General features: G+C 50.0%; 19 protein-coding genes. 17 read left to right on the top strand and 2 right to left on the bottom strand.

Annotated elements, in window-relative coordinates:
* Positions 1-141: 141 nt before the first annotated feature.
* From PHT49_03150 to PHT49_03090, 13 genes are all read left to right on the top strand, one after another.
* Positions 142-486 (top strand): YtxH domain-containing protein, encoded by a 345-nt coding sequence (locus PHT49_03150; GenBank protein MDD5450876.1) that lies wholly within the window; start codon positions 142-144, stop codon positions 484-486.
* 306 nt (positions 487-792) lie between these two features.
* The gene (gene hrcA / locus PHT49_03145) at positions 793-1827 is read left to right on the top strand and encodes a heat-inducible transcriptional repressor HrcA (GenBank protein ID MDD5450875.1); all 1035 of its coding nucleotides are present in this window, start codon (positions 793-795) and stop codon (positions 1825-1827) included.
* 183 nt (positions 1828-2010) lie between these two features.
* Entirely contained in the window at positions 2011-2607 is a 597-nt protein-coding gene (gene grpE, locus PHT49_03140; protein ID MDD5450874.1) for a nucleotide exchange factor GrpE, read from the top strand.
* Positions 2608-2881: 274 nt separating this feature from the next.
* Positions 2882-4795, top strand: a complete 1914-nt coding sequence (dnaK, locus tag PHT49_03135; GenBank protein MDD5450873.1) for a molecular chaperone DnaK — start codon at positions 2882-2884, stop codon at positions 4793-4795.
* A gap of 584 nt (positions 4796-5379) precedes the next feature.
* Positions 5380-8571, top strand: coding sequence for a PAS domain S-box protein (locus PHT49_03130; GenBank protein ID MDD5450872.1), 3192 nt, complete (start codon positions 5380-5382; stop codon positions 8569-8571).
* A 6-nt stretch (positions 8572-8577) separates the two neighbouring features.
* The gene (locus tag PHT49_03125) at positions 8578-9939 is read left to right on the top strand and encodes a sigma-54 dependent transcriptional regulator (protein ID MDD5450871.1); all 1362 of its coding nucleotides are present in this window, start codon (positions 8578-8580) and stop codon (positions 9937-9939) included.
* Positions 9940-10147: 208 nt separating this feature from the next.
* Entirely contained in the window at positions 10148-12100 is a 1953-nt protein-coding gene (locus PHT49_03120) for a transketolase (protein MDD5450870.1), read from the top strand.
* Positions 12101-12471: 371 nt separating this feature from the next.
* Positions 12472-14151 carry an HDOD domain-containing protein gene (locus PHT49_03115; protein MDD5450869.1) on the top strand — a complete coding sequence of 560 codons (1680 nt, stop codon included), beginning with the start codon at positions 12472-12474 and terminating at the stop codon, positions 14149-14151.
* A gap of 243 nt (positions 14152-14394) precedes the next feature.
* Positions 14395-14820: a nickel-responsive transcriptional regulator NikR gene (gene nikR, locus PHT49_03110; protein ID MDD5450868.1), complete on the top strand. Its 426-nt coding sequence runs from the start codon at positions 14395-14397 to the stop codon at positions 14818-14820.
* A gap of 157 nt (positions 14821-14977) precedes the next feature.
* The gene (locus tag PHT49_03105) at positions 14978-15172 is read left to right on the top strand and encodes a ferredoxin (GenBank protein ID MDD5450867.1); all 195 of its coding nucleotides are present in this window, start codon (positions 14978-14980) and stop codon (positions 15170-15172) included.
* A gap of 294 nt (positions 15173-15466) precedes the next feature.
* Positions 15467-16888: an ATP-binding protein gene (locus PHT49_03100; protein ID MDD5450866.1), complete on the top strand. Its 1422-nt coding sequence runs from the start codon at positions 15467-15469 to the stop codon at positions 16886-16888.
* A complete protein-coding gene (locus tag PHT49_03095) occupies positions 16881-18236 on the top strand; it encodes a sigma-54 dependent transcriptional regulator (GenBank protein MDD5450865.1) in 1356 nt (451 codons plus the stop codon). The genes PHT49_03100 and PHT49_03095 overlap by 8 nt, the downstream gene beginning before the upstream one ends.
* Positions 18229-18525: a hypothetical protein gene (locus PHT49_03090; GenBank protein MDD5450864.1), complete on the top strand. Its 297-nt coding sequence runs from the start codon at positions 18229-18231 to the stop codon at positions 18523-18525. Before PHT49_03095 ends, PHT49_03090 begins: the two co-directional genes overlap by 8 nt.
* Position 18526: 1 nt before the next feature.
* Here PHT49_03090 and PHT49_03085 read toward each other — a convergent pair whose 3' ends face one another.
* On the bottom strand, positions 18527-18703 hold the full coding sequence (locus PHT49_03085) for a hypothetical protein (protein ID MDD5450863.1): 177 nt from the start codon (positions 18701-18703) through the stop codon (positions 18527-18529).
* Positions 18704-18891: 188 nt separating this feature from the next.
* Positions 18892-19044 carry a hypothetical protein gene (locus tag PHT49_03080; GenBank protein MDD5450862.1) on the bottom strand — a complete coding sequence of 51 codons (153 nt, stop codon included), beginning with the start codon at positions 19042-19044 and terminating at the stop codon, positions 18892-18894.
* A 433-nt stretch (positions 19045-19477) separates the two neighbouring features.
* On the opposite strand from PHT49_03080, the gene PHT49_03075 reads away from it, so the two are divergent.
* The 4 genes from PHT49_03075 to carB are packed head-to-tail and all read left to right on the top strand — an operon-like array spanning position 19478 to position 26071.
* On the top strand, positions 19478-20281 hold the full coding sequence (locus tag PHT49_03075; protein ID MDD5450861.1) for a M48 family metallopeptidase: 804 nt from the start codon (positions 19478-19480) through the stop codon (positions 20279-20281).
* 56 nt (positions 20282-20337) lie between these two features.
* The gene (locus PHT49_03070) at positions 20338-21657 is read left to right on the top strand and encodes a 3-deoxy-D-manno-octulosonic acid transferase (protein MDD5450860.1); all 1320 of its coding nucleotides are present in this window, start codon (positions 20338-20340) and stop codon (positions 21655-21657) included.
* Positions 21654-22763 (top strand): glutamine-hydrolyzing carbamoyl-phosphate synthase small subunit, encoded by a 1110-nt coding sequence (carA, locus tag PHT49_03065; protein ID MDD5450859.1) that lies wholly within the window; start codon positions 21654-21656, stop codon positions 22761-22763. Before PHT49_03070 ends, carA begins: the two co-directional genes overlap by 4 nt.
* Positions 22764-22768: 5 nt before the next feature.
* A complete protein-coding gene (gene carB, locus PHT49_03060) occupies positions 22769-26071 on the top strand; it encodes a carbamoyl-phosphate synthase large subunit (GenBank protein MDD5450858.1) in 3303 nt (1100 codons plus the stop codon).
* Positions 26072-26074: the final 3 nt, after the last annotated feature.

Genomic DNA, 26074 nt, shown 5'->3' with positions numbered 1-26074 from the left:
ATTCTGTGAATTTATACACTACAAACCCCAAAAGTCAAACAAAAAATAGGAGGCTTGGACCAGATTTGTATTGACTTTTCCACCTTAAAACATGACAATTTTATTTAATAGATGCTGAGTGTGCAGGGAGGTTAAAAACTTATGCCTAACGAAAAAGAAGACATAAAAATAATTGGCGCCTTTTTGCTGGGCGGAATTGTTGGCGCCGGTCTGGCCCTTTTGCTTGCCCCTCAATCAGGCAAAAGGACGCGGGAAGATATCGCCCGCATTGCTACCAAGGCCAAACGTCGGGCGGAAGATGTGGCCGAAGATGCGGCCCATACGGTCAAGAACGTGATTTATGACGTAGGCGAATTATTGTCCGATGTCGTCGGCCACGGGAAGGACCTGACCGAAGATGTGAAGAAAAAATTGCTTGGGGCCATAGAGGAAGGGCAGAAATCATTTGAAGAACAAAAGACAAAAATCTTGAAAATGGTAAAATAGACCCCAGGGGCAAGGGTTCAAATTACAAAATCCAAAGTACAAATGAAATCCAAATAACTAAAGTAGAAGTCATTAGTCAATAGTCATTTGTCACTGGTAAAAGGGGTCTATCTTTCCCCCAACTTAACCAATGACCAGTGACGAGTGACGTTTTGAGCTTTGACATTCACTTGCGTCTTGAGCCTTGAGCACTTGTTAAGTGCATTTCGGCTATCTCCACCGTAACCCCGGTTTGTCTCTTGACAAATATCCCCACGATTATTATCGTTAGCAATGTAACGCCAAGAGTGCTAACAGGTTAAGCCAATGGTAAAATCTGATATACAAAGGCAGCGCAAAGTCCTGCAAGCTGTAATTCAGGAGTATATCGCGACAGCAGAACCGGTAGGCTCACGTCGCGTCTGTCACAAATACAGTTTTGACGTAAGCCCGGCCACCGTCCGCAATATTATGGCCGATATGGAAGAAATGGGGTTTCTGTTTCAACCCCACGCCTCGGCCGGCCGCATACCGACCGAAAGCGGGTGGCGCTTTTATATAGACAGCATACTGGAGGTCACCCCTCTTTCTGAAGCGGAAAAGGCCTTGGTCGCCGGCAGCCTCAAAAGAAAGTTGCCTGCCGGGGAGGTACTAAAGGATACTTCACGGGCCTTATCATCCATTTCCGGCCATACAGCTATTGTATCCGCTCCCCGTTTCACACAAGCGGTATTCAAGCATATTGAATTCATCCGGCTGCGTAAAGGTGTTGTGCTTGTAATTTGTGTTTCTCCCGCCGGCATCGTTCAAAACAAGATCATAGAAGTGGAAGAAAACCTTGACCAGGCCAGGCTGGATAGATTGTCCCGCTATCTGACTGAATTGCTAAGCGAAATGACCATAGAAGAGGCAAAGAAAAAAATCTTGCGTGAGATGCAGGCGGAAAAGGACCTGTTTAACCGGTTGCTCTCCAGCGCCCTGGAGATGAGTGAAAAAAATCTTCCGGATGGCGAAGAAGCGGTATATATCGAAGGCAAGACCAACATCTTAAGATACCCGGAGCTCTGCGAAATTGATAAAATGAAGGCTATTTTCGAGACCTTCGAGGAAAAGGGTATCCTCATCAAGCTATTGGACAAATGTATAACCGCGCAGGGAGTGCAAATCTTTATCGGCTCAGAGAGTGAATATAATGCCATGGAAGGATGCAGCATTGTGGCCTCACCTTACGTCACCGGGGGAAATGTACTGGGAGCCCTGGGGGTAATTGGTCCGATGCGCATGAATTACGCAAGGCTCATCCCGTTAGTCAGATACACCGCTGACCTCCTGGGTGAATTGATTAAAGAGCGTTCCGGATAAGCTGAAAGCCGAAATCTGGAATCTCAACCTTGATGGCTTCGTAAAAAGTAAATTTTTACCGCAGAGAACGCTGAGATAACATATTTAATAGCTTACAGTTTTTCTCTGCGGACTCTGCGTGCTCAGCGGTGAAAAAGCTTTTTTGCGAATTCATCAACCTTAAGCTCCGATAAAGGACGGGTCATGTCAATTGACGATAAAGCGACTGAAAATAAAACGGAAGATGTTAAGGTTGAAATAAGCAAAGAGGCCTTGGAAACACAGAAAAGACCTCTTACGGAAAAAAGTGTTGAAGAATTAGCAGCCCTGATTAAAGAAAAAGAACAAGAGGCCATCGCCCATTATGACCGGATGTTGCGTATGGCAGCGGAACTGGAAAATTACAAAAAAAGGGCGGAGAGGGAAAAAGCAGAGCATATTAAGTATGCAAATGAGTCCCTTGCCAAGGAACTCCTGTCCATACTCGACAATCTGGAACGGGCGGTGGAGCACGCTAAAAATGATGATACGGATAAGCAGGCCCTTCTGGCCGGCGTAGAGATGGTCTTGATGGAATTTATTAATGTAATGGAAAAGTCTGGCCTCAAGGCTGTAGATGCTTGTGGCCAGGTCTTTGACCCGCAATATCATGAAGCGGTTATGGTAGAAGAAAATGATAGCGTAGAGGACAATACCATACTTAATGAGCTTCAAAAGGGGTATATATTTAAAGATCGCCTCTTAAGGCCGGCTATGGTGGTGGTTTCCAGACGGCCGGTTAGTACCCCGGAAAATGTTTAACATCGACACAATTAACCACAGAGAACACAGAGAAAACTAAATATTGTTCAAGGAAGGCAGTTATTTGTTAATCGTTAATCGAATAACCAATAACCAATACAGGTGCTGTTGTAATCTCTGTGTTTTCCAAAGCAGTTTCTGAGACGATTTTGAGAAAAAGGCAAAAGAATTTTATCACAGAGAACATGGGGAAAAATAATTTTAAATTTTTAAAACTCTGTGTCCTCTGTGGTTAATATCCCGATAATACGTCTATTTATATAAGGAGGATAAAATGGGTAAAGTTATTGGTATCGATTTGGGAACGACCAACTCTTGTGTAGCTATCATGGAGGGAAACGAGCCTAAAGTAATAGCTAACGTTGAAGGCGGTCGAACCACTCCATCTATAGTGGCTTTTACGGAAAGCGGTGAGCGATTGGCCGGCCAGATTGCCAAAAGGCAGTCTATTACTAATCCGACTAACACTGTTTTTGCCATTAAGCGACTCATAGGCCGCAAATATAGGGACGCGGAGGTCCAGAAGGCTATTAAGGTCCTCCCATACAAAATCGTGGAAGGAACAGATGGAGACGCCTACGTACAGATCAAGGATAAGGACTATAGCCCGGCAGAAATATCGGCCATGATCCTGCAGAAGATGAAGCAGACTGCGGAAGAATATCTCGGGGAAAAGGTCACCGACGCTGTAGTTACAGTCCCGGCATATTTTAATGACAGTCAGCGCCAGGCCACCAAGGATGCCGGCCGCATTGCAGGCCTGAATGTCCTCCGGATCATAAACGAGCCGACAGCGGCCTCGCTGGCCTACGGCCTGGACAAGAAAAAGGAAGAAAAGATCGCCGTCTTTGACCTCGGGGGCGGTACCTTTGATATCTCCATCCTGGAAATAGGCGAAGGCGTCTTTGAGGTTAAATCCACCAACGGGGATACCTTTCTGGGTGGTGAAGATTTCGATCTGCGCGTCGTTCATTACCTGGCCGATGAATTTAAAAAGGATCAGGGAATTGATCTCAGGCAGGACAAGATGGCCTTACAGAGGCTGAAAGAGGCCGCAGAAAAGGCCAAGATGGAACTTTCCACCTCCCTGGAGACGGATATAAATCTTCCCTTCATCACGGCTGACGCCAGCGGCCCCAAACATCTGGGCATGAAACTTACCCGCGCCAAGCTGGAATCATTAGTGGAAGACCTTATCAATAAAGTGGAAGGACCATGCCGGATGGCCCTGAAAGACGCCGGGCTTAAGCCTTCGGATATAAATGAGGCAATCCTGGTCGGCGGCATGACGCGTATGCCCAGTGTGCAGCAAAAGGTACGGGAGATCTTCGAGAAAGAGCCGCATAAGGGCGTCAATCCGGACGAGGTAGTGGCCGTGGGAGCCGCCATTCAGGCCGGTGTCCTTAAAGGCGAGGTAAAGGACGTCCTGCTCCTGGACGTGACTCCGCTCTCCCTGGGGATTGAGACGCTCGGGGGGGTGCTTACAAAGCTCATCGAGAAGAATACTACCATCCCTACCCGGCGGAGCCAGATTTTTTCCACCGCCGCAGATAGTCAGCCGGCCGTATCTATCCACGTCCTGCAGGGCGAACGTGATATGGCGGCAGATAATAAGACCATCGGCCGTTTTGAACTCGTCGGCATCCCCCCGGCCCCGCGCGGAGTGCCCCAGGTTGAGGTTGCCTTTGACATTGACGCCAACGGTATCCTTCATGTCTCCGCCAAGGATTTAGGGACAGGACGCGAGCAGTCCATAAAAATTACTGCCTCAAGCGGCCTGTCCGAGGAAGAGATCAGGAAAATGGTCCGGGATGCAGAGGCCCATGCCGAAGAGGACCATAAGAAAAAGGCCCTGGCTGAGGCGCGAAACCACGCCGACACTCTTATATACGCCACTGAGAAATCTATGGCCGATTTAGGGGATAAAGTTGATGCAACCACCAGGAGCAATGTCGAGGATGCCGTTACCCGTCTGAAAAAGGCCATGGAAGGGAACGACGCAGAAGAGATTAAGCGCCTTTCAGAGGAGTTGACCAAGGCCTCCCATAAGCTGGCCGAGGCGCTCTATGCCAAAACAGCTCAGGCTGAAGCGGCCGGCGCCGGCGGCCCGGGGGCTGCGAGCGGCGAAGAGCAGGCCAAAAAGGGTGAAGAAGAGGTGGTGGAAGCAGAGTTCGAAGAGGTAAAGTAATTGTGTTTTGTTACGAGTTGCGGGTCCTGTCTAACTCGCAACCCGCAACTCGTAACCCGCAGCCTGTAGGTTTCTAATTGACCATCAAATTCATCCAGCTAATTACCCTGACCCTCTTAATCAGCGCACCATTTGGTTATTGGCGGGATAAAACCCGTAAATATTCTCTGGCCTGGTTCCTCTCCATTCACATCCCCATCCCCGCTCTTTATCTCATACGGAGGGCGATGGGACTCTCACTTTACTACTTGCCGGCCGTTACCGTATTTTTTATTCTGGGCCACATTCTGGGAGCAAGGTTGCACAGGCCCCCGGAAAGCCGGTAGAAAATAAGTGCTACTTGTTAATGGCTATTTGTCACGGTTAGGGGAGGCCAATAGTTAACAATCCCTCACAATTACAAAAAATTTCACTTGTGAAAAAAGTTTTAATCCATCCTCGATCTATGCTATAAACAAAAATTACCGTTATGCCGAAAGGTAATAGAGGTAGTTTAGTGCTCATCCGGAAACCCTATATTCCGTAGCCTGCCCCGTACTTGATACGGGGTCAGGCACGGAATGACAGATAAGAGGTATTTTCACGTGAAAACAGGCTTTTTCAAAAAGTCCATACGTAACCGGATCCTTCTGGGTATATTGACAGTCCCGGCCCTTTCTGTCCTTATCTTCATCCCCTGGAGCCTGAACTTTATTGATAAGACCGCGCTAAAACAGGCCCAGGAAAAAGTGGAGTTTGACCTCAATTCTGCCCGCGTTATTTATAACGGCGAGCTTTATCACCTGTCCAGGTTAATACTCTATCAATCCCTGCGGACTTCCATAACTAATGAAATATTTAGCGGCAAACCGGGACCCTTGAAAAAGGAACTGGATAAGTTAAAGGACCTGGAAAAGGTTGATATCCTCCTGGCCACCGACAATAAAGGACGGGTAGTGGCCCGGGCTGGAATCTCAGAGGTACAGGGTGATGACCTCTCCACAGATAAACTGATATCAAGGGCGCTGAAGGGACAGTGTGTTTATGCCACAGACCTCCTCCCCTTAGAAAGACTGGCCCGGGAGAGAGGAGACCTGGCAGAACGGGCTTGCATTGAGATAATTCCCACACCACGGGCCAAACCGAAGTCCAGACCAAAGCGCCTCGGCAGCGGCATGGTGCTGGCGGCGGCTCAACCGGTTATGGCCGACGGCAAGGTAGCAGGAACGCTCTATACTGCACAACTCCTTAATCACAATTTTGACATTGTTGATAAAACCAGAGATACGGTTTACCGGGATCGGCTCTATAAGGGCCGCATGGTGGGCACCTCGACTATCTTCCAGGGCGAAGTGAGGATTTCGACCAATGTCCAGACAAGGGATGGCCGGCGGGCCATCGGCACCTGTATATCGGCCGAGGTCGGCGAGGCCTGCCTGGAAAAAGGTGAGCGCTGGATCGGCCGGGCCTTTGTAGTCCAAGATTGGTACATCACAGCCTATGAGCCTATCTATGACCTTGATAAAAAGATCATCGGCGTACTCTACGTAGGGACGCTGGAATCGCCTTACGTCGGGTTAAAGGATGAGCTATTTACCCAGATCGTTCTCTTCGTCATAGGTATTACCCCCTTTGGGGTGCTGATCTCTATATTTGTCTCCAAGAAGATAGTACGACCCATAAAAGAACTTGCTGTTGCTACAGAGAAAATTGCCGAAGGCGACTACACCAGACGGGCTATCATAGAAAGTCCGGACGAAGTCGGGATGCTGGCCTCCTCTTTCAATCGTATGACGGAAAGTATCCAGGCCAAGACTGAGGCCCTGAATGAGGCGCAGAAGAGTCTCTATAATTACTCCAAAAATCTGGAAGAGTTGGTTAAAGAACGGACCGAACGGCTTCTGGCTACAGAGATGCGCTATACTAACCTCTTCGAGATAGCCAATGACGCCTTTTTCACGATAGACAGAAATTATATCTTTACCTCTATCAACAGCTACGGAGAAAATCTAACCGGATATTCCCGGGAAGATATGACAGGAAAAATGCATCTCCTGGACATCGTCCATCCCGATGAACGCGATCTGGTAAGGAATAAGATCGAAAGAGTCATTGCCGGTAAGGCCGCAACAGTGGGAATCGCTTTCCGCTTAATAGATAAGACCCGTACCGAAAAAATCATAGAAATGCATATTTCCGTACTGAAGGAAGGCAAGGCCGGCGCCGGGATACTGGGCATCGCCAGGGATGTGACCGAACGAAGGAAACTGGAAGAGGATGTGTCCCGCACCAGGGATGAACTTCAGGTGCTCTTTAACAGCATCACCGATGGCATAGACGTCGTGGACAGAGATTACAACGTTATCAAGGCCAATGAAGGCATGGCCAGACAGCGTGGCATACCCGTGCAGGACATGATTGGGCGCAAGTGTTACGAAATCTTCTACAAACGTCAAAAGCCGTGCGAGGGTTGTGTGGTTGAGGAGACCTTTAAAACTGGCAAAACATACTTTAAAACACGGGAGCGGACCAGAAGCAACGGGACGGTAGTCAGCGCCGACGTATTTACCTTCCCCATATTCGACCATGAAGACCGGATAATACAGGTGGTAGAGTATTCCCGTGATGTTACAGAAAGAAAGCAGTTGGAACAGCAGCTTTTGCAGGCCCAGAAGATGGAAACCGTAGGGGTCCTGGCCGGAGGGATTGCCCATGATTTTAATAACCTGCTCTCCGGGATACTGGGTTATGCCTCGCTCCTTAAAACCAGGACCCGGGAGGGAGATTCTTTATATAGATATGCCGATACCATTGAGCAATCAGCGGTCAAGGCCGCCCGTTTGACCCGGCAATTACTGACCTTCAGTCGTGGGGATAAATCCCGTACAGAACCTGTAAATATAAATAAGATTGCCGAGGAAACCCTTCAAATCCTGGAAAGAACTATCGATAGAAGCATCCAGATCCATAAGGAATTCTCGCCGGATATATGGGCCATAGACGCAGACCCCTCTCAGATGGAACAGGTTCTCCTCAACATCTGCATAAATGCCCGGGATGCCATGCCCACCGGGGGCATCCTAACGATCAAGACGGAAAATGTAACGCTTAACGACGAACCCCTGGCCGATTACCCGGAGACAGCCACAGGCAATTACGTCAGGATTACCATTTCCGATACCGGCACCGGGATAGCCAGGGATATCCAGCACAAGATATTCGATCCATTTTTTAGCACCAAGGACAAGGGGAAGGGAACGGGCCTGGGGTTATCCGTAGTCTATGGCGTGATCAAAAATCATGGGGGGTTCATCAACCTCAAAAGCGAACCCATGAAGGGCACAACCCTTGAGATCTATATCCCGGCGTCAACTAACATAGCTGCCCCATCAGACTCAGCCGCATCAGTAAAGGAATCAAGGGGCGGGCATGAAAATATCCTCTTGGTAGATGATGAGGAGGTAGTAAGGGACCTGGGCAGGGAAGTCCTTGAGAGCTACGGATATAAGGTTATACCGGCGGCTGACGGCATCGAAGCCGTTAGTATCTATGAGAAACAAAAAGACGAAATTGACTTGATTATTCTGGACATGATCATGCCCAGGATGGGTGGTATCGAGACCTTTGAACGGCTTCAAGCCGTCAACCCGGCAGTCAAAGTTATCGTCTCCAGCGGTTATAGCTCAGACGGGCACTATCAAGCCGTAGTCCAAAAAGGCGCTAAAGGATTTATCCAGAAGCCTTACAAGATCGACGAATTAACCAAAATGGTCCGCCAGGCCCTGGACGAGAGTTGAGAAACCATGGAAAGCATACTGATCGTGGATGACGAAAAAAACTATTTAATTGTGCTAAAAGAACTGCTATCCGAAGAAAATTATGAGGTCGTAACCGCCGAAAATGCCCCACAGGCGTTGGAAATATTTAAGGAATCCGACTTTGATCTGGTGCTGACGGACATGAAGATGCCCAACATGGATGGCATAGAACTCCTGGAAAACATCCGGTCTGTTAACAGCGAAATCCCGGTAATTGTCATGACCGCCTATGCCACGGTAGAAAAGGCGGTCAAGGCCATGAAGAAAGGGGCGTTTGATTACGTCACCAAGCCTTTTCAGAATGAGGAGTTGAAGATAACCGTCCGCAAGGCAATCGACCTCTATAAGCTGAAACGCGAGAATCTGAACCTCAGACACGAAGTAAGCCGCAAATATCAATTCGGGAATATCATAGGCAAGAGCCCGGCTATGCTTAAACTCTATGAGATGATTGAAAAGGTAGCTGACACCAAGGCTACCGTGCTCATCACCGGTGAAACCGGCACCGGTAAGGAACTGGTAGCCAAGGCTGTCCATTATAATAGCCCGCGTAAAAATAATGCCTTTGTCTCTGTAAACTGTGCCGCCATCCCGGAAACCCTCCTGGAAAGCGAGCTTTTCGGCCACGAAAAAGGCTCTTTTACCGGCGCTATCGCGATGCGTAAGGGGCGTTTTGAACTGGCGGACGGAGGCACTATTTTTCTGGATGAAATAGCCGAGATGCCGGCAGCCTTACAGGCCAAACTGCTGAGGGCCCTGCAGGAGATGGAGTTTGAACGCGTAGGGGGGACAAAAACGCTCAAAATAGATGTACGGGTTATTGCCGCCTCCAACAAAGACCTCAAAAAAGAGGTCGAAACAGGTAACCTGAGGGAAGATCTCTATTATCGCCTCAACGTGGTACGCCTGCATTTACCCCCTTTGCGGGAAAGACCCGGTGATATTCCTCTCCTCGCCGCACATTTCCTGAATAAATACGGTCAGGCAGTCGGTAAGAGTCATCTGGAAATACTTCCGGCAGCCATGCGTCAACTCTACGCCAGATCCTGGCCGGGCAATGTGCGCGAACTGGAGCATGTCATCGAACGGGCGGTTATTCTGGCCTCCGGCCACGAGATAACACCGGCCGATATGGCTTCAGAATCACAGGAAGCAGAAAATATCGACCTGGACATAGACCGTTTTATCCCCATGCAGGTCAAACTAAACGAGGCCTTGGAAGACGTGGAGGCCAAGATGATAAAAAGGGCGCTGGCCCGCGCCGGAAATGTGCAGGCCCATGCCGCTGCCATGCTGGGAATTACCAAAAGCCTGTTGCAATACAAGATGAAAAAATACAATATCTAACCAGTCATACCCCCATTTTTTCCCTTGCATATCCATTTGAAAATAGGTTATTAGACTGCAAGTTTTTATAACTAGTTTTCATCCGAAAATCCCCCTGTATCCCCCTTTTCCAAAGGGGGATTCCAATGTTTCCCCCCCTTAGCAAAGGGGGGTGTGGGGGGATTTGGCAGTTTCCGGATGAAAACTAACCAATTACGGGGGAGTTATCGTGAAATTTAAACTGGATATCAACAAGGAAGCCTTGACCGTAGAAGAAAAAAAATCTTTAGAAGTTATGTGGAGAAATTGCGCCCGGCGCATAATCCTGAGCACAACCTTGGCCGGCAGCGGACACCCGGGCGGGTCTCTTTCCTCGCTGCATTTATTAATCATGCTTTATTCCGTAATCAGACATAAACCCGTTGATCCACGCTGGCCTAAACGGGATCGCGTAGTAATCAGTATGGGCCACATATCACCCGCTGCCTACAGTGTCTTAAGTGAGTTTGGCTACTTTTCGGAGGAGCGCTTTTTACTCGAATTCCGCAAAGCCGGGTCGCCCTTTGCCGGACATGTGGAACAAGGCGTACCGGGAATAGAGTGGAATACCGGGAATCTGGGACAGGGGCTCTCCGCCGCCGCTGCCATGGCCCTGGCCTCTAAACTCAAAAAGCAGGACAATCTGGTCTTCTGCCTTATGGGTGATGGTGAGCAACAAAAGGGCCAGGTCTGCGAGGCCAGACGGTTTGCCTTCAAATATCAACTATCCAACCTTATCGCTATTGTTGACCGTAACAGGCTACAAATCGGCGGCGATACCCAGGAGGTCATGCCGCAAAACCTTCGTGCCGAATATAAGGCCAATGGATGGAATGTCATTTACCTGGAAGACGGTCATGATGTGGAGGATATCTTTGCCGCACTACGGAAGATCAAAAACAGCGAAACAGAAAATCCCCACCTGCCGACTGCAATTATTGCCCGCACCACAATGGGCAAGGGCGTCTCCTTTATGGAAAATCGCAGCAAGTACCACGGACAAACTCTGGGATTAGAAGAGGCGCAAAAGGCCTTGGGCGAGCTGGGCTTTGCCGACGATCCTTCCCTGTGGATGGAAAAAAGAAAGAAAAACCGAATCCTGTCCCCCTCAACCCACTATACGCCTCCCCTTCCGTCGATTGATAGCAGCACTCCCATAACTTATGAGGCCGGGAAGATGACCGACAACCGTTCTGCCTATGGAGCCGCCTTACTGGATCTGGCGAAGACCAACAATGTCCGCGGCCGCTGCCCAAAAATTCTGGGCTTTTCCTGTGACCTGGAGGGATCGGTCAAGATGGATAAGTTCCGCGACCTATGCCCGGAGGCCTTTTTTGAGGCCGGCATCCAGGAGCACCATGCGGCATCCATTGCCGGGACTATAAGCAGAGAAGGGTTTATCAGTTTCTTCAGCACCTTCGGGGTCTTTGGCGTGGGAGAGACATATAACCAGCATCGCTTAAATGACATAAACGAGACCTCCCTTAAACTCGTATGCACCCACCTGGGGCTGGACGTGGGTGAAGACGGGCCTACCCACCAGTGCATTGATTATATTGGACTTCTTTACAATCTCTTTAACTTTTCTATCTTTCTCCCCGCAGACCCGAACCAGACCGACCGGATTATCCGGTATGTGGCGGCTAATCCCGGGAATCACTTTGTCGGGATGGGGCGGTCCAAGGTACCGGTTATAACCGATAAAAAGGGCAAACCGTTCTTTGGCCCCGATTACAAGTTTGAACCGGGAAAGGCCGACTGGCTGCGCAGGGGTAAGGACGGCTGTATTATAAGCTACGGGGCCATGATCCCCCGTGCCCTGGCCGCAACAGACATCTTGCAGGAAAAATATGGCCTGTCTGTCAGCTTGCTCAATATGGCTTCTATCAAGCCCCTTGATCGGCGCAGCGTGATCAGGGCTGCACAAACCGGGGTCCTGGTAACCGTAGAAGACCATAATGTCTATACCGGCTTAGGTAAAATCGCAGGAGATGTCCTGGCTGAAGAAGGTATAAAAGCGCATTTCGCAAAATTAGGTGTAACCGGATATGGGGCATCGGGCGTTCCGGACGATTTATACCGTATGCAGGGATTGGATCCGGTCTCTATAGCCCGAACCGTTAAGCGCCTGGTTAGGAAGTAAGCTGTCAGCAATCAGCTATCAGCAGTCAGCTTAACATGTTGTTTGTCTTATTTTTGCTGATGGCTGAAAGCTGACCGCTGAGAGCTTTCATTCGGAAACGGCAGTTTCCGGATGAAAATGGGTCAGAAAACTTGCAACCCGAAACCCGTAACCCACAACTCGCAACCCATTACCTATCACTCATTTCTCATCACAACTTCAGGTTTCGGCCTTCGAGCCGTTCGAACGTGTCGAACGCTCTAACGTTTCGAACCTTTTTTGGTTATCGACTGCCGACCGATGATGACCGATAGCTGCAAAAAATTTCGCTATAGTAAAGCTGCGCCCTGCCGATAAGCATAACAAATGCCGGCACACAGGAGTCCCAGATAATGGTAAAGAAACAACTGACCGAATGGCTTAAATCAGGAAAGGACATACCTGTTCTCTCATGTACAGCCACCAAAGTGATGAAAATAGCCGTGGACGGGGCTACCGCTCAGGAATTAGCCAAGGCCATCCTGGAATCGCCGGCCCTTACGGCCAAGGTCTTGCGCCTTGTTAACTCGCCCTTTTATGGCCTCTCACAAAAGGTTTCCACCATCCAGCACGCTATTGCCCTCCTGGGGTTCAAGATGGTCTGTAATCTGGTGCTGAGCATTTCCATCGTCGAGGCCTTTGCCTTGAAGAAAAAGGGGAGATTTGATCACAAGAGGTTTTGTCGCGATGCCTTTTGTTCGGCAGTAGCCGCAGATATGATTGCCCGCGAATGTGGTTGCCAGGAACCGGAAGAGGTCTTTGTGCTCGGGCTCTTACACGATATCGGAGTGCTGGTCATGGCTACCTATCAGCCTGACCTCTTTGATACGGTCTTAGCAAAAAAAGAGGCATCCGGACAGCCCATGAAGGCTATTGAGCAGGAAATTCTGGGCATCGATCATACAGAGTTGGGAGAAATCATCGCCGAGCACTGGTGCCTCCCTCCTGCCATGAGCCTTACTATAAGGTGTCACCATAATCCGGATCTGATGGTCAGTGACCACATCCACGCCCAAAAACTGTGTCGTATCATCTATCTCTCGGATATTATGCTGGAGATATTCAGGGGAGAAAACGGGCATAGAACAGCCCAATTCTCCCGGGAAGCAAGCCGCTTCTTTAAGTTCACCCAGGATCAGATAAATTCACTCCTGAATTCCTTTGTAACCAGGGTCAAGGGCCTGGCCGATGTTTTTGAGATCAATGCATCTGATATCAGGGACTATTATCAGATACTTCAGGAGGCGAATACTAAGCTCGGAAAGATTAACATAGAATATGATGTCTTAGTCAAAAAACTTCACCAGGAACAGGAAAAGCTGGCTATCGAATCGGCCCGGGTTCAGGAGTCGGAAGAGAAATACAGGCAACTCTTTGAAAATGCCTCTGATGCCATAGCCATTCTGGATCCCGGTGGAAAGCTGCTGGAAGTAAACAAGAAATTTTTTGAAATGTCGGGCTACAGCAGGGAAGAAATAGCCGCCCTATCCCTACAGAACCTGTTTTCCGTGCATGACGTGGATAACTTTTTGAAAAGTCTGGGTCTTCTAAAAAAACAGGGCACCCTTTTAAAGCCTCTCAACCTGGTTGCGGTGACAAAAGAAGGTAACGAGCAGAATATCGAGGTCAAGTTAAGCTGTCTATGTAAAGATGGCAGCCAGACCGGTTTTCAGGCCATTATACGAGATATAACTCATAGAAAAAAAGAAGAAGAGATAAGGATTCAGCAGGAAAAATTAAAGGCTGTAATAGAAATGGCCGGGGCTGCTGCCCATGAACTGGCTCAGCCCATGACCGCCCTTCTGGGGATAACGGAACTCTTAATGCTTAAGATAACGCCGGAAAATCCAAACTATCAGACTATAAACACCATCTACAAACAAGTACATAAAATGGCTGAAACGACACAAAAAATAAGCAGGATTACCAGATATATCATCAAAGAGTTCCCCGGAGGCATCAAGATAGTAGATATTAACGAGGCATCCAAACCCTCCCTGAACGATTCCAACAAAAAAACATCGTTTAATTAAGCAGTCAGCTCTCAGCATTCAGCTTAAGAGGGTGTTTCTCGTATTCTCTTGCTGACGGCTGACGGCTGATTGCTGATTGCTGAGAGCTTTCATTCGGAAACGGCAGTTTCCGGCCTACGGTCGGCCTAGGGCCGGATGAGCACTATCTTACATCTGCCGATACCTATCAGCCTATCAATAACAATTGACAACAGATAGCTTCGTGCTATTATTTTATAAAATTTCTGATACAGGGATCCAAATATGAGCGATATCATCCGGTTTGGAATATCCATCCCGGCCGATCTGATTGCCTCCTTCGATCAATTTATAGCGGAACGCCATTATACAAACCGTTCCGAGGCCATCCGCGACCTGATACGTGAAAAACTGGTACAACGGGAATGGGCTGCGAAGATCAAAGGCAAACAGGTAATCGGAACCATTACCTCTGTCTATGACCACCACAAACGGGAATTGCTGAATAAACTGACGGACCTGCAGCACGATTTCCATGAACATATCATCTCGTCGCAACATATTCATCTCGACCACCATAACTGTCTGGAGGTTATCATCGTCCGGGGTGAGGCGGAGAAGGTACGCCAACTGGCGGATAAGATTAACGCCCTTAAAGGCATTAAACATAGTCAATTAACCATGACCACATCCGGCCTGGATCTCAAATAAAACTACTGAAGCCGATAAGCAGCTACACCACCCCCAAATTTATTATTGACTTTACATTGAAATAGTCCCTAGACTATCAAAAGCGATATAGAGCCATAAAAAATTTGCGTGTAATTTGCCTCTGATATGGCATACAAAAATCAAAAGGAGGTCAACGATGGCTAAGGAATTTTACATTGCGGCCGAGGACTGCTTGGCCTGCGGATCATGTGCGGAGCTGTGTCCTGATTGTTTTCGTTTTGAGGAAGGGGCTATGGAACATGCAGAGGTAACCGGTTTTGACTGCCCCGAAGAGAAGGTTCAGGAGGCCATGGATAATTGCCCCGGCCAATGTATCTTCTGGAAAGAATAAAAGCATCCTTCCCCCTAAAGTGTGCGGTAATCCCTTAATCCCCGGCATCTGATAGTGAGAGTCATTAGTCAATTGTCATTTGTCACTGGTAAAAGAGAGCAATCTTCGACAGTTAACCAATGACCGATGACTAATGACCAGTGACGTTGCCTATAATATCATGGGATTGGGTCCATGGGGATGAGTCTGCGCCGTTATCCCTTCCCCGCCAATGTTTGCTTAAAATTAAATCGGTCCCTCTCCATTGCATGAACCAACGGTTTTTGCTATTATTCCATCTGAGGTAGCCCGCTGGTGCATATCAATCTCAAGCTGGGTCAGAAGATAGTCTGTTTCCTGGCAGTAATTATATTTATGATCTCTGCTATAGAAATCGCGGCATACAGGAGCCTCCAGCGGTTTGATAAAAGGCTGCAATTTGTAGAGATGGCCGATGATCTTACAAAGAATATACTTGAGATGCGAAGGGTTGAAAAAAATTACTTTTTGTACCATGACGAGGCAAGTCTTGTTGAGGCCCTGGATTATGTCCATCGTATTAAGGACCTCAGCTATAACCTGCGCAAAGAGATTATGGATCTGGCCGGAGACAAGATGTTTATAGCCTTTAAACAAGACCTGAACAGCTACGAACACATTGTAGGAAATCTACTCGGAGAAGATCCCCGTAATAATGGGCAGGCTAATGAATTGAGGACAACAGGCCGGCGACTTTATGAATTCACGAAGGGCATGGCACGCCTCGAACGGCTGGAAATCAGTTCGTTATTGGAACGATATCAAAAACTCTCCCTCGGAGCTATAGTATTTATTGTATTCTTTGCCGCTGTATCCTACTCTCTGGTTCGCCGTCACATCGTAAAACCGCTCGGCCAGATCGAGGCAACAACCCGCAAGATAGCCAACGGAGATTTCAGTTTTGTACCCGAGATCAAGTCACACGATGAGGTAGGCTCTTGCATAGAAACCTTTAATCGCATGGTCAAAGAGCTTAAGGAAAACCAGGACATGCTCGTACAGACCAAAAAGCTGGCTTCTCTGGGCACCCTGACCTCCGGAGTGGCCCATGAGATTAACAATCCCTTAAACAACATCTCCACGTCCTGTCAAATCCTTATCGAGGAGCTCGATTCTTCGGATAAGGATTATCTCCGCAAACTCTTGCGGAATATCAGTGTCCAGGCGGACAAGGCCAGAGATTTAGTCCGGAATCTCCTGGAATTTTCCCGGGAGAAGGTATTTGCAGTCGATCGCGTGCGATTAAGGGAACTAGTGGAAGACAGCCTTGAGCTTGTCCAGAGTGATCTCTCCAGTAATGTGGAGACCAGCGTCCAGATCGCGGATGATATCCCCGATCCCATGGTGGACAGGAGCCGCCTGCAACAGGCTTTTCTCAATATAATTCTGAATGCCATTCATGCCATGCCCGACGGCGGAACATTGTCTGTTAAGGCCCGTACCGAAGATGGTACGGTGTTTATTGATATCTCTGATACGGGGGTCGGCATTCCTCCGGAAAACCTAAATAAGATATTTGACCCGTTTTTCACCACCAAGGAAGTCGGTCAAGGTACCGGACTTGGCCTTTCGGTAAGCTATGGTATAGTAAAAAAACATGGGGGCCGCCTTACGGTAAAGAGTAAAGAGGGCAAGGGCACGATCTTCACCATCGCACTGCCCCTGGAACAGAAAAAAATGGAGAAAGCGGTTGTCTGACAAGAGCCGAATACTGATCGTCGACGACGAGGAGATTACGCTCGAAAACCTGGAACATGTCCTCAAAAAGGAGGGATACGAGGTTGCCGCCGTGACCAGTGGGGTGCAGGCACTGAAACACCTCGAAGCTTCTCCCTTTGATCTGGTCCTCACAGACCTCAAGATGAAAAAGGTAGACGGCATGGAGATCCTCGAGAAGGTCAAACAGCGCCACCCGGATACCGAGGTGATCATGATCACCGGTTACGCTACGGTCTCTTCCGCCATCGAGGCCATGAAAAAGGGAGCCTTCCACTATGTTGCCAAGCCCTTCAAACTGGATGAGATACGTCTTGTTGTAGCGAGAGCGGTAAAAAAGAAACGGCTTCAGGACGAAAACAGGGAACTCAAACACCAGTTGACCATCCAGGGCAACGCGCCCTTGATCATCGGGAAAAGCAAGAGCATCCTGGAGATTAAACGTCTCATCCAGCAAATAGCCCCCTCCGATTGTAACGTAATCATTACCGGAGAAAGCGGAACCGGCAAGGAACTCGTCGCCCAGTCTATTCACCATTACAGTTTGCGGGCCACAAAGAGATTTGTGGCTGTCAATTGTGGGGCATTCACTGAAGAGCTCCTGGCCAATGAACTCTTTGGCCACGAAAAGGAGGCTTTTACGGGAGCCCTCTCTACCAAGATAGGGCTCCTGGAAACCGCCAACGGAGGAACGGTTTTCCTCGACGAAGTGGGTGATATGCCCCCGTCCATGCAGGTCAAACTGATGCGCGTCATCCAGGAAAAAGAAGTAATACGTCTTGGGGGTACAAACCCCATCCCTATAGATGTGAGGTTTATTGCGGCTACGAATAAGGACCTCAAAAAAACGATAGAGGAAGGAGCCTTTCGCCAGGATCTCTACTACCGTCTGAATGTCGTCTCCCTGCAGATGCCGACCTTGATGGAGAGGAAAGAAGATATTCCCCTCTTAACGTACTATTTTTTGGACAAATATGCGAGAGCCGGTAATAAAGCAGCGAAGGATATCTCTCTTGATGTCTTGGAAATCCTGACTAGCTATAGTTATCCGGGAAACGTGCGGGAGCTTGAGAATATCATGGAACGAGCAGTAGCCCTCGCCGGCCAGGAAACGATCGAGTTGAAAGACCTGCCCTTTGATTTGCAACAGATGGAAATCCATACCTTCAGAAGACGTGAAAACCAACTCTTGACTCTAAAAGAGAGGGAAAAAGAATATATTCAATGGATTCTTCAACAGATGGACGGCAACAAAAGCAGAACGGCAGAAGTGCTCGGCATAGACCGGGTATCCCTCTGGCGTAAGCTCAAGAAATATGGTCTTGAATGATGCAAGGGGGCGGTACGAACGAACATTGAGGTCCGGGACAAAGTACCGCGTTATAGTGGCGGACGCGGAAGCCACTGCCTGGAGCAGTTTACAATATGTCCTGGAGAAGCAGGGCCACGAGGTCGTCAGGCAGGCCATGCAGAAAAGGATGTACACGCAGGAAAGAGGCCCCACACTCTGTTTTATGAGACCGCCGGGGATGAAAGAAAGATGCCTTCCCTTGGAGGACCGGACTATCCGGCTCAATGACGTGGCGTATCTCGATAAGCGCATTCAATCTGCCACATAGGTTATTTGTACGGGTGAATGCCTCCTCGGTAAGCCAGCGAGGCCTCAACCGTGAGAATGGCCTTCTTATACTGATCCCTCTCCTTGTCCATGGGTTGCCCGGCTGTTTCGAATTCTCCGGCTTCGGCAAAACTGGCCGCAGCCATGCCATCCCATAGCTTCCTCATCGAGTCGCGCATATCGAGCGTGATGTAATCTCCGACTTTGTCCCCATGAAATCTCCCCTGGACTTAGACACCACTCCCTTCCCGGAAAGATTTCACTACGAAATTCACTCGTTTCACACGAGAAAACGTTCAAGACGAATGAACTCATACCTATCTCCTCGCTGAAGAATAGTCAGGCGCGATACTGTTCTCCTTGGGGCTTACGGCCTCCACGCGCGGTCCGTCCATCTCTGCAGGAATTTATTCCACACATACTTCTCCTTACGCATAAGCGGCCTCGCCGTATCGAACTCCCCGGCCTCAGCAAATGTTACCGCTAAGAGCACCTTTTCTAATGTCTCCTTCAATCCCATTTCCATATTCCTCCTTGCTTGATGCGAAATCGCTCGCCGTTTTATCGACTAAGATAATGCAAGGTCCGTGCCACATCGCGCTTAAGCAATAACTAGCTGTAATTATTACATGTTATTCAATTGTTCACCCGCGACCTTTTGTTACAAAATGCAACCGATTTTTGAAAACAACCTATTTTGTTTGTAATAACAAAAGCCTATGTACATGTTACGGTCGTAACCCCTTTGTTGCATTATGAAGCAAAGGGGTGGTATCGTATGCGGGTCGCGCGACAGGAAAAATTTAACTGAGCCACATGATGTCGCCCGGGTTCCAAAAACAGGGAAGAGTCTTAACAGCCGGCACAATTAGTTGTCCAAGGAGGGAAACTTGTGGTATATAAAAACCTTACAGGCGTGGCATATCTTGGTCTCAGAAGGAGGGTGATTTTTTATGAAACCAGTGCAAAAGTTATGGCTGTCCAGGCAAGTGAGAAACGTATGCTATGTTTGTCTCTGTATGCTGCTTTGTGCGTGCGCGACCGCTCCGTTTACCGGACGTTCACAGCTCATATTGATCGGCGAAGGAGAAGATACGGCCCTCGGCCTTAAATCCTATCGAGAGATAATAAGTGAGTCTAACTTATCCCGGGATGAAAAATTAGTCAGCCGGGTAAGGAGTGTCGGACTACGTATTGCCGGGGCCGCAGACCGTCCTGAATTTGAATGGGAATTTAATGTCATCGAGGACGATAAGACGGCGAATGCCTTCTGTCTCCCCGGCGGTAAAGTCGCCATCTATACGGGCATACTGCCCTATACTAAAGACGAAAACGGACTGGCCACCGTGATAAGCCATGAGGTGGCCCACGCCATTGCCCGCCACGGGGCCGAACGTATGACCACCACCCTGATCGCCCAGATAGGACAGGAGGCCATGAATATCGCCATAAGCGAGAAAAGCGCTGTAGCCGTACAGGCCGCCAACATGGCCTACGGGGTAGGGGCGCAGATTGGGTTTATCCTGCCCTTCAGCCGCACGCATGAGCTGGAGGCCGACCGCATCGGCCTCATCCTGATGGCCCGGGCCGGGTATGATCCCGGAGAGGCCATAGCCTTCTGGCAACGCCTGTCTCGGGTGGAAAAAGACAGGATCCCGGCCTTCCTGTCCACCCATCCTGCTGATGAGACCCGTATTCGAAACATCAAGGAACACCTCCCTGAAGCCCTGCGCTACTACGGCAAAAGACTTGACTAACGCCTGAGATTGATTATATTACCTCACAAATTTCAGGCATGTAATTATGGGGAAAGATGCCCTGGGCATATAAAATTTATGACGTCTTAGTCAGCGCACTTTTCATTCCTTTCTTTCCCCTCTTTTTAGTTTATAGTCTGGTTACCGGCAAACACCGCCGGGGCCTTTGGCAACGCCTGGGATTCTACCCCGCTTCCTTAAAGAAAAAGCTACAGGCGAGCCCCCGTCGATTGTGGATTCACGCCGTCTCCGTGGGTGAAGTAAGGATAGCGGCTGCCTTAATAGCCTCTCTGAGGGAGATATTGCCTCCTGATTTATTATTTGTCCTCTCCACAGTTACTGAGCAGGGACAACAAATAGCCAGGGAAAAATTAGGGGATCAGGCCCTCTGTACCTTTTTCCCGATAGACATCGGCTGGGTAGTAGGCCGGGCCTTGCGGTTAGTCTCCCCGGAGGCCGTAATCTGCCTGGAAACAGAGCTTTGGCCGGGTTTTATTTACCGGGCACACCGCCAGGGCAGCAAAATTATACTGGTTAACGGACGTATATCGACGCGTTCCTTGGCCCGTTATCAAAAAATCAGGTCGTTTATGCGGCCTATCCTGGAAAGATTTGATTACTTAAGCATGATCCGGGAAGACGATGCCAAACGTATCCTGGCCTTGGGGGCAGAGAGACATAAGGTCGTGGTCCAGGGCAATGCCAAATATGACCTTCTATCCCGGCAGGCCGGACCGGAAGTTAAAGATGCTATGCGGAAACGGCTGGGGATTACGCCTGATGATATAGTCTTTATAGCCGGAAGCACCCATACGGGTGAAGAGGAGATCATCCTGCAGGCTTATCAATTCCTGCAAAGGAAATATCCGGGTATGCTGCTGATCCTCGCCCCACGGCATATAGAAAGGGTCTCCGGAGTCGAATCCCTGCTCAAGAAGAATGGATGGGGATATACCAAATGGAGTAACCTTGCCTCTGAGACAAGACAATCCGTCATCTTGGTGGATTCGATAGGGGATTTGTTCCATCTCTATAGCATAGGCACGATTATCTTCTGCGGCGGCAGTCTTATACCGTATGGAGGGCATAATATACTGGAGGCCGCCATCTGGGGGAAAGTGGTCTTCTACGGGCCGTCCATGCAGGATTTTCTGGATGCTAAAATCCTTCTCGAATCGGTTATGGCCGGCGTGGAAGTCCAGGATGCCCGCGATCTTGCCGGAAAAGCCGTCTGGTTTTTAGAAAATCCGGCCGAGTTGCAGGCGCGCGGGATGCAAGGGAAAAAGGCCGTGGAGGCCAATCAGGGAACGGCAAAGAGACAGGCCCTTCTCATCAAAGAAGTACTGGAAGGCGCTGGCCGTAAGGAAGCAGCATGAAGGCATTGATCGCACTCGAAGACGGCAGGATTTTTAGCGGACGGGCCTTTGCCGGCCGCGGGGAGGTCTGTGGCGAGATAGTCTTTAATACCAGCATGACCGGCTATCAGGAGATCCTGACCGACCCCTCCTATAAAGGTCAGATAGTCACCATGACTTACCCATTGATCGGCAACTATGGCATAAACAGCGAAGATATGGAGTCGCGCCAAGTTCAGACCGAGGCCTTTATTGTCAAAGAATACCAGGGCGTCCCCAGTAACTGGCGGTCCGCTCAGACCTTAAAAGACTTTCTGGAAAGATATAATGTGCTAGGCGTCGAAGACGTGGATACACGCGCCCTCACCAGGCACATACGGCTGGCCGGGGCCATGAAAGGGGTAATTTCCACGGAAGACCTTGATCCGGCATCCCTGATAAAAAAAGCCAAAGATTCACCCGGCCTGGTGGGCCGGGATATGGTCAGGGAAGTTACCTGCTCCGCCCCCTATCTCTGGGAAGACTGCCCGGTAGAAGGAGCGTCCGCGCCAAAAGGAAACGCCCTTCGGGTGGTAGCCCTGGATTACGGCATAAAATTCAACATCCTGCGCTGCCTGAAAAACAGCGGCTGTGAGGTAATAGTCCTCCCGGCCACAGCGAGCGCCCGTGATATGCTGGCCCTGGAACCGGACGGAATCTTTCTCTCCAATGGCCCGGGTGACCCGGCGGGCATACCCGGTGTAGTCGGGACCATACGCGATCTTATAGGCAAAAAGCCTATCTTTGGCATATGTCTGGGCCACCAGCTATTGGGTCTGGCCTTTGGCGGCAAAACCTATAAACTCAAGTTCGGCCACCGGGGAGGGAACCAGCCGGTAAAGAACCTGCTTACCGGACGAGTAGAGATCACGGCGCAGAATCACGGCTTCTGTGTGGACGTAAGCTCTTTAGATGAAAAAGAGGTAGAGGTCACCCACGTCAATCTGAACGACCAGACCCTGGAGGGAATGCGACACCGGCATTATCCTGTCTTCTCGGTACAATATCACCCGGAAAACGCCCCCGGCCCTCATGATGCCGCATATCTCTTCGATCAGTTTGTGGCCCTGATGAAAGAAAGAGGCTAAATACCTTGCCCAGAAGAAATGACATAAAAAAGATACTGATCATAGGCTCCGGCCCTATCATTATCAGCCAGGCCTGTGAGTTTGACTACTCGGGGACCCAGGCCTGCAAGGCCCTCAGGGAAGAAGGCTACGAGGTTATTCTGATAAACAGCAACCCGGCTACCATCATGACCGACCCGGAGACGGCCAACCGCACCTATATAGAGCCTATTACCCCGGAGATGGTGGCCATGGTCATTGAAAAGGAAAGACCGGATGCCTTACTGCCCACCCTGGGCGGGCAGACGGGTCTGAACGTGGCCATCAAAGTAGCGGATATGGGTGTCCTGGACCGCTTCGGCGTAGAAATGATCGCGGCCTCTGCCACAGTAATCAGAAAGGCCGAAGACCGGGATCTCTTCCGGGAGGCCATGCGCAATATCGGCCTCCGGATACCCAAAAGCGGCATCGCCCGTAATATGGACGACGTACGCCGCATTGCCGCTGAGATCGGCTACCCGCTCATCGTCCGGCCCAGTTTTACCCTAGGCGGCACCGGGGGCGGTGTGGCCTATAACCGGGAAGACCTGGAAAAAATGGCGACCTCGGGCCTTGATCTCAGCATGATAAATGAGGTTATGCTGGAAGAATCGGTCATCGGCTGGAAGGAATACGAGCTTGAGGTCATGCGCGACGTTAAAGATAATGTGGTCATTATCTGTTCGATCGAGAACTTCGACCCCATGGGCGTCCACACCGGAGACAGCATAACCGTGGCCCCGGCCCAGACCCTGACCGACCGGGAATATCAAATAATGCGCGATGCGGCCATCGCTATCATCCGCGAGATAGGTGTGGAGACCGGCGGTTCCAATATCCAGTTCGCCGTAAATCCGGAAAACGGAGAGATGGTGGTCATTGAGATGAATCCGCGCGTCTCACGCAGTTCCGCTTTGGCCTCCAAGGCTACGGGCTTCCCCATCGCCAAGATTGCCGCCAAACTGGCCGTCGGCTATACCCTGGATGAAATCCCGAATGATATTACCAGGGAGACCATGGCCTCCTTTGAACCCACCATCGACTATTGTGTAGTAAAAATCCCGCGCTGGACCTTTGAGAAATTTCCGGGCGCTGAGGACTACCTTACCACGGCCATGAAGTCTGTGGGTGAAACTATGGCCATCGGACGCACCTTCAAGGAAGCCCTGCAAAAAGGGCTCCGTTCCCTGGAGATCGGACGTTACGGATGGGGAGCCGATGGGAAGGATGGTTACGAACGCAGCCGGAGCCTTCCCCCTATGGCCGAAATAGAAGAAAAGCTCCGCATCCCCAATTCTCAGCGCATCTTCTATATACGCTATGCCATGCTGGCCGGTCTGGATACCAAAAAAATCCACGAATTGACCGGGATAGACCCCTGGTTCCTGGAAAATATGCGGCAGATACTGGATATGGAACGTAATATCCGGTCCGCAGATAAAAAACTTACCGAAGACCTTCTGCATCAGGCCAAGAAAACAGGGTTCTCCGATTATCAACTGGGCTACCTTACCGGCCGGACTGAGGATGAAATCCGCAGCCGGCGCGAGAAGGCAGGCATAAAACCGGTTTATAAACTGGTGGACACCTGTGCGGCGGAGTTTGAGGCCTATACCCCTTATTATTACTCCACTTACGAAGTCGAGGACGAATCCCGTCTCTCCGAACGCCCCAGGGTGATGATCCTGGGCGGAGGGCCTAACCGCATCGGCCAGGGGATAGAATTTGATTACTGCTGTGTCCACGCCTCTTTTGCCCTGCGCGAAGAAGGCTATGAGAGCATCATGGTCAACAGCAACCCGGAGACCGTGAGCACTGATTATGATACGTCAGATAAGCTCTATTTCGAGCCTCTGACCAAAGAAGACATCCTGAATATCATCGCTAAAGAAAAACCAATGGGCGTCATTGTACAATTCGGCGGACAGACACCCCTCAATCTGGCCGTACCTCTGTCCCAAACCGGGGTAAGGATAATGGGGACATCCCCCGACAGTATCGACCGTGCGGAAGACCGGAGGCGTTTCCAGGCCGTGCTGCAAAAGCTGGGCCTGAAGCAGCCGCCCAACGGCACGGCTACCGCCAGGGAAGATGCCCTGGCCGTGGCCCGGTCCATCGGCTACCCGGTGGTCATGCGTCCTTCTTACGTCCTGGGCGGACGGGCCATGCGCATTATTTATGATGACCGGGAACTGGAGGATTTCATCGAATCCGCGGTTAGGGCCTCTTCCGAACATCCGGTGCTTATCGACAAGTTTCTGGAAGACGCTATCGAGATCGATGTAGATGCCGTCTCCGATGGTCAGGAGACCATCATCGGCGGGATAATGGAGCATATTGAAGAGGCCGGTATCCATTCCGGCGACAGCGCCTGCGTCCTTCCCCCTCACACCCTGAGCCCTGATTTAATCGATAGAATAAAAAAGGACACAAAGGCCATGGCCAGAGAACTAAACGTCATCGGCCTCATGAACGTCCAGTACGCCATAAAGGATAAGGATATTTATGTGCTGGAGGTCAATCCGCGGGCCTCGCGCACTGTGCCTTTTGTGAGCAAGGCCACAGGCATTCCACTGGCCAAGGTGGCCACAAAGGTCATGCTCGGGAAAACGCTCCGCGAGCTGGGGCTTACCACCGAAAAAGAAATAAGGCATATAGCGGTGAAAGAGGCCGTATTCCCGTTTGACCGCTTTCCAGGGGTAGATACCCTCCTCGGGCCGGAGATGAGGTCCACCGGGGAGGTTATGGGCATTGACGAGAGTTTCGGCATGGCCTTTGCCAAATCACAGTTGGCCGCCGGCCAGAATCTCCCCCTATCCGGCACGGTTTTTATCAGTGTGCGTGACAAAGATAAAATGGCCGTCCTCCCTGTCGCCCGAAAACTGGCCGATATTGGATTCAAAACCCTGGCCACCCGGGGCACAGCCGCGTTTCTGGCTTCCAACGGGATTGCCTGCGAAACTGTCCATAAGGTGTCGGAGGGCCGTCCCCATGTGGTGGATCACATTAAAAACGGCGCTATTCAGTTGGTAATCAACACCTCTCTGGGAGCCAGCACTACCCGGGATTCCTATAAAATCCGCCGGGCCACGCTTGATTACCGCATATCCTATACTACTACCATAGCCGGGGCCAGGGCCATAGCCGCGGCCATTGAGGCCATGCTGCAAAAAAAGTTGCGGGTAAGCCCTGTTCAGGAGTATCATGGTCTGCAAAGCAATGCCGGATTAAATACTGATGAACTCGTAAAAAGTCAAAGTTTGGACGGCACAGGAATTAACCCGGAGTAAAAA

This window comes from Desulfovibrionales bacterium (assembly GCA_028715605.1).
Taxonomy (GTDB): domain Bacteria; phylum Desulfobacterota; class QYQD01; order QYQD01; family QYQD01; genus QYQD01.
The sequence above is the reverse complement of the archived record's forward strand: the minus strand, read 5'-3'. Positions and strand labels throughout refer to the sequence as shown.